Origin of the sequence: Nostoc sp. 'Peltigera membranacea cyanobiont' 213 (genome assembly GCF_002245975.1) — a bacterium.
In the GTDB taxonomy this organism is placed as follows: Bacteria; Cyanobacteriota; Cyanobacteriia; order Cyanobacteriales; family Nostocaceae; genus Nostoc.
In genome coordinates this window covers 1-5,135 of record NZ_NOLI01000255.1, presented here as the reverse complement: position 1 = coordinate 5,135, position 5,135 = coordinate 1, and the positions used below count along the sequence as shown (strand labels likewise).

Genomic DNA, 5,135 nt, shown 5'->3' with positions numbered 1-5,135 from the left:
AAGATTCGCGGCTTCCGCATTGAACTTGGAGAAATCGAAGCTGTGCTAGCACAACACCCCGATCTACGAGAAACCGTGGTGATTACTCGCGAAGACCGGGCTGAAAACAAGCACCTAGTGGCTTACGTCGTTCCGCATCGGGAGCCACCCACCACTAGTCAACTGCGTTGCTTTCTGAAGAAGTTACTACCCGACTACATGGTACCATCACTATTTGTGAGCTTGGATGCTCTGCCTTTGACTGCGAACGGCAAAGTAGACCGTAATGCTCTGCCTGAACCGGATTTATCCAGGATGGGTCTTGAAGTGGATTTTATTCTACCTCACACTCCCACGGAAGAAATCCTAGTTAAAAACTGGATTGATGTTTTAGGGCGGGAACAGGTTAGCATTCACGATAACTTCTTTGAACTCGGTGGGGATTCTGTTCTGAGCATTCAGGTTGTAGCTCATGCTAACCAAGCAGGTCTTTTGCTAACTCCCAAGTTACTATTTCAGCACCAGACAATCGCAGAGTTAGCTTCTGTGTTAAGTACAACTCTGCCTGTGCAAGCAGAACAAGGAGTAGTTACAGGCCAAGTGCCGCTAACCCCCATTCAGCACTGGTTCTTTGCTCAAAATCTATCTCAGTCTCACCACTACAACCAATCTGTCCTACTGGAGGTGCTACCAAACCTGAATCCAGAGCTACTAAAGCAAGCTGTGCAGCAATTGCTAGTACATCATGATGCTCTGCGTCTGCGATTTACACTCTCAAATAGTTGGCAGCAAGTTAACACCGCAATAGACGAGACAGCAGTACCCTTTTCAGTCTCGGATTTATCAAAACTTTCTGCTAGTGAACAGCGATCGTTCCTTGAGGCTACTGCTGATGAGTTGCAAGTTAGCTTAAACCTTTCAAACGGGCCAATTATCCGAGTTGCTCTATTCCAACTTGGCAACGACAAGCCAGGTCGTTTGTTACTGATTATCCATCACCTAGCAGTCGATGGTGTTTCTTGGAGAATTTTACTGGAGGATTTGGCAACTGCATACCAACAACTCAGCCAAGGTAAGGCTGTTCAATTACCTGCCAAGACAACTGCTTTCAAAGATTGGGCATCTCGATTAATGGAGTATGGACAATCACTTGCTGTGGCTGGCAAGTGGGATTATTGGTTGGCTCAGTCTAGTACTAGTGCTTCCCTGCCAGTAGACTATCCATTAACTAATACAGCCAATACAGGCGGATCTGCGGCTCAGGTGTCAGTCTCTCTGAGTGTAGAACAAACCCAAGCGCTCTTACAGGATGTGCCTGCTGTCTACAACACTCAAATTAACGATGTTCTGCTAACCGCTTTAGTGCAAACTTTCTTCCAGTGGACAGGAAAACGCTCCTTACTAGTTGACCTTGAGGGGCATGGGCGAGAAGAATTGTTTGAGGACGTGGATCTGTCACGTACAGTCGGCTGGTTTACTACTGTATTTCCTGTCCGGTTGCAGCTAGGAGAAATTGAACATCTAGGAGAGTTACTCAAGTCGGTTAAAGAACAGTTGCGTTGTCTCCCAAATCAGGGCATTGACTATGGTATTTTGCGATATCTTAGCCAAGATACTCTAAAACAGTCACAACTAGAAGCTTTGCCCCAAGCAGAGGTAAGTTTTAACTACTTAGGCCAATTTGATCGGGTTATTTCAAAATCACCACTGTTGGGATTTGCAAAAGAATCCTCTGGACAAAATTACAGTTCCTGGGGAAATCGCAGTTATAAGCTAGAAATCGACGGATTCGTGGAATCAGGCAAACTAGAACTCAATTGGACCTACAGCACAAATGTTTACCAACGGCTCACAATCGAGCGTCTAGCTCAGAGTTTCATCAAGGTGTTGACAGATTTGCTCGCTCATTGTCAATCCTCTGAACTAGGCGGCTTTACTCCTTCAGACTTTCCAGAAGCAGGCTTGAATCAACAGGAACTTGATCGTCTGGTCGCCAAACTTAACACATCTCAAAAGTAGAACAATAAGAAAATGAATCAGCAAAACAAAAACATTGAATTTATTTACCCCCTGTCCCCGATGCAACAGGGTATGCTCTTCCACAGCATTTTTGCTCCAGATTCAGGCGTATATTTCGATCAGTCAAGCTACAAAGTGTATGGAAAACTGAATGTTTCAGCCTTTAAACAAGCTTGGCAAACAGTGGTAGAGCGACATGCAGTTTTACGTACTCTTTTTCTTTGGGAAGATTATCAAAAGCCACTGCAAGTTGTACGCAAATCGGTCGATTTGCCCTGGGTAAACCATGATTGGCGAGGATTTTCCTCAGTCGAACAGCAGGAGCGTGTCGAGGCTTTCCTTCAGGCAGATCGAAAACAAAACTTTCAACTTCATCAGGCTCCGCTAATGCGCTGCGCCTTAATCAGGCTAGCTGAAGATATCTATCAATTTGTTTGGAGTTATCATCACTTACTGATTGATGGTTGGTCTGGAGCTACAATTGTCAAAGAAGTTTTAGCTTTATACGAAGCAGGCGAAAAGTCTCACAACTTATACTTACCATCTCCACGCCCTTACAGAGACTACATTGCTTGGTTGCAACAACAAGACCAAAGTCTTGCTAAAACATTTTGGCAACAAGAACTCCAAGGCTTTACCACTCCTACCCGTCTCATGAATAGGGGTGTAAACACCAGGGCAAACTCAAAAGAGATTGATGGTGTGCAGAAAATTCGCTTATCAATGGCGATAACAGAAGATTTACAGGTTCTGATCCGAAAGCATCATCTGACTCTGAACACCTTGTTTCAGGGAATTTGGGGACTTCTGTTAAGCCACTACAGTGGGCAGTCAGATGTGGTTTTTGGCACGACCGTATCTGGTCGCCCACCAGACCTCGCGGGGGTGGAATCAATGGTGGGACTATTCATCAATACTCTGCCAGTGCGAATGCAAATGTCTGGAGAGACTTCACTCATCCCCTGGTTACAGCATCTTCAGGCGCAGCAGGTAGAGCGGGAGCAATACGTATACAGTTCGCTGATTGACATTCAGCAATGGAGTGAAATTCCCAGAGGAATATCCATGTTTGAAAGCCTCTTAGTTTTTGAAAATTATCCTGATATTTCTTTACAACAGCAGTATGCCAGCTTAGAAATTAGCAATCTTAGTTTATTTGAACGCAATAATTATCCTTTGACAATGCTAGCTGAAACTAGTCCAGAATTGTCTTTATTCATTAGCTACGATAACTGCCGTTTTGATGATGCTGCGATCGCTCAAATGTTAAAGCATTTGCAGAGTCTGCTCTTAACTATTTTAGTTAAACCAGAACAATCTTTGTATGAACTTTTGTTAGCTAGTGGACTGACAGCAACTTCATTGACAACTTCTGTCACAAAAACAGAAGAATTTAACGATGTCGGCGCTCACTCTAATCTTACAGAGCATCAACTCCTAATTTGGTTAGGACATAAGTTTAATCCAGATGCACTTATCTATAATAATGCCCTCACATTTACTATCCCAACAGAAATCGATTTAATACACTTCCAAGCAGCGTTTCAAGTTCTAGTTAATTCAAGTGATGCTTTGCGAACTATATTTTTAGAAATAGATGGTGCGCCACAGCAGAAAGTGCTACCACACCTTTCTTACTTGGTCGATTTTGTAGATTTATCGCAAGTTGCTGACTCTTCAGTAGCATTATCTGATTTCTTGGATAAGCGTTCTCAAATAGTATTTGATTTGGAGAGAAGCTTGTTGGATACAGTTCTCATCAAACTGTCTCATAAAAAATTTGTTTTATATATTAATATTCATCAAATCATTGGAGATGGCTTATCTCTATCTTTAATCTTTAATTATCTTTCAGAGCTATATGTTGTTTCTGCCAATAATCGCCTACCACAGGTTGTGCAAATTCCTCAATTTCAAGATTATATTGACTATGAAAGAAAATATCGAGATTCTGCACGCTATGAAAAGGTAAAAAACTATTGGCAAGAAAAGCTATCTGAACCTATAGAGCCGCTTAGTTTTTATAGTAAGACACCTAAACATACAACGACTTTAGCTCATAGGGTTTCATTGAAATTAGGTTTTGAGCGGACTCAAAAACTTAAAGCCCTCGCCATCCAAGAATATAGTGCCAATATCACAGAAAATACTGCTATATTTAATATTTTCTTAGCGCTGCTGGCAATCTATCTTTACCACATCAGTGGCAACCGCAAACTTGTCATTGGAATTCCTTTACATAATCGACGTTCACCAGCATTTAAAAAGTCTATAGGCTCTTTTGTACAAGTTTTGCCGTTGTACATTGAAATTGCAGATCCTGACAACTTTCAATTGTTAGTTAAAAAAATTGCAGCCAGTATGTTGACTAGCTTACGCTACAGTCAACATATAGTTAGAAATCCTCGTCAACATCCAGTTTATGATGTAGTATTAAATTATCATACAACGACATTTATCGATTTTGCTGGAGCCAAAATTGATTTTGATTGGATTCATACACAACATACCAATGAAAGTCTAAATATTCAAATACGTGACGTCAGCTTGTCTGGAAATTTTACTCTTGATTTCGATTTTAACCGTGATATTTTTGATGAAATATTACTTGAGCTAGCGACTCAACATTTTGTTCAGGTATTAGATGTCTTCTTAGAGGATATTACCTTACCAATCTTGCAAGTTAATTTGCTCTCAATGCCGGAAAAACATCGGATTTTAGTAGAATTTAATCAAACTCAAAAAGCAATTTCCAAACAAACATTTACCCAAATTTTTGAAGACCAGGCTGAAAAAACACCCAATGCAGTAGCCGTTGTCTTTGAAAACCAATGTGTTACATATGCACAGTTAAATGCTCAAGTTAATCAATTGGCTCATTACCTCCAGTCTTTAGGAGTAAAGCCAGAGATATTAGTAAGTGTTTATACAGAACGATCCTTACAGATGCTTATAGCATTCCTGGCGATTCTCAAAGCAGGCGGTGTTTATGTGCCATTAGACCCTGCTTATCCTAAAGAACGCCTAGCCCACATTCTCTCAGATTCGCAAGTGTCAGTACTGTTGACTCAAAATAAGTTAGTGAATCAATTGCCTGAGCATAAAGCCGATGTAATCTGCTTAGATACAAACTGGGA

2 protein-coding genes are annotated in these 5,135 nt (G+C 41.3%); both read left to right on the top strand.

The genetic code is table 11. The annotated features are described in order from the left end of the window. Window positions 1-1,998 (top strand): condensation domain-containing protein (locus tag CDG77_RS33290; RefSeq protein WP_223270116.1); only part of this gene is annotated, 1,998 nt, incomplete at its 5' end. Window positions 1,999-2,010: 12 nt separating this feature from the next. Continuing rightward, the coding region (locus tag CDG77_RS33285; RefSeq protein ID WP_143857152.1) for a condensation domain-containing protein at window positions 2,011-5,135 on the top strand (3,125 nt) is incomplete at its 3' end.